Genomic DNA, 1,421 nt, shown 5'->3' with positions numbered 1-1,421 from the left:
TCCTCGCTGGCCACCGCCGCGGCGGTGGCCAGCGAGGACACCTCGCGCAGCCGCACCTCCTGGGAGGCCCTGCCCAGCGATCGTCCGGTCAGTTTGGGGAGCAGATCGGCCAGCGCCACACCGAAGGCGGTACGGGCCTGGTCCCGGTCCCCTAGCGTCATGCAGGTCACGCCCCACAGCGCGGCGCACGCCACTCGGGTGCGCACGTCCTGGGTGGAGGCGAGCGCGGTCGTGCGGTACTGGGTGACGGCCTCGACCAGATCGCCCACGGCGTTCCTGCTCAGGCCGCGCGTGCGCAGCAGCTTCCCCAGTTCCCAGCGGGCCAGTTGCTGGTTGGGGCCGGTGTCCGAGGGCTCACCGGCCACCTGTCTGAGGAGGGACTCGGCCGCGTCGAGGTCCGTGTCCCGTGCCGTGCGCAGGCCGCGTTTCCAGAGGGCGACGGCCAGCTTGATCAGCATCACGGGACGGTCGTGCTGGCCGGGCGGTGTGGCCGAGACGGCGTACTCCAGGTGACGCACCGCCTCGTCGAGTTCGGTGACGTCTCCCCAGGCGTCGAACCGCGCGGTGAGGACGGCGGCCAGATTGGTGAGCCGCTGGGCGTGGGCGGGTGACGCGGCGGCGCGGGCGACGGACGGGTGGCGGACGGCCTCGGTGGCCGCTTCCAGGTCGGCGAAGTCGCCGGAGGCGGCGTAGCGGTCGAGGTGGGTCAGGCCCAGGAACGAGTGGGCCGTCGCCCGCTCGTCGTCGGTGAGGGGACCCGTGAGGGCCGCGGTGAGCTGGCTGACCGAGCCGTCGAGGTCGGCGAGTTCGCCTTCCGTCTCGAAGCGCATCCGCAGGGCCTGGCCCAGCTCGATGCGGCGGTGGGTGCGGGCCGGCTCGCCGGTGGCGGGGGCGTCGACGGCCGCCCGCAGCCGGTCGACGATCGTGTCGAGCCGGTCCAGGTCGCCGTCGCGCATGTACTGGAACCACTCGGCCGCCACGCTCCCCTCGGGGTGCCGGGGTGGCGGGGCCGCGGCCTGTGTCCCCATGAGGGCCAGCAGCATCTGCTGACGGGCCGGGTCCTCGGGCGGCAGCGCGGCGATCGCCTCGCGCATCAGATGGAGTCCCGCGGCCCTGGTCCGCTCCGGATCCCCTTCGTCACCGACCACCTCGGCGAGTTCCGTCAAGGCCGAACCGGCGTTGAAGGCGATGTGCGGCGCGGACACGCTTCCGCGTGCCTCCTCCCGTGCCCACAGCAGCAGCGCCGTCGCCTGGAGGACTCCGTCCCGGTCCCGGACCGGCACGCTCCCGAGGCGCAGCGCGCTGCCCACGGCGTGCACGATCTCGTACGGCGGGACGACCGCGGGCGGCTCCTGCGCGAAGTACCCGCGCAGCGGCTGCGGAACGGTCTCGGGGCGCACCGCGTGCACGATCCCGAACAG

At 74.0% G+C, this 1,421-nt stretch carries 1 pseudogene; it reads right to left on the bottom strand.

The window, feature by feature from the left end:
• A pseudogene (locus tag CCN42_RS42870) lies at positions 1-1,421 on the bottom strand (CHAT domain-containing protein); the annotation flags it as partial.

The organism is Streptomyces glaucescens (assembly GCF_002154375.1).
Taxonomy (GTDB): Bacteria; Actinomycetota; Actinomycetes; order Streptomycetales; family Streptomycetaceae; genus Streptomyces; species Streptomyces glaucescens.
This window is presented reverse-complemented; position numbering and strand designations above follow the sequence as displayed.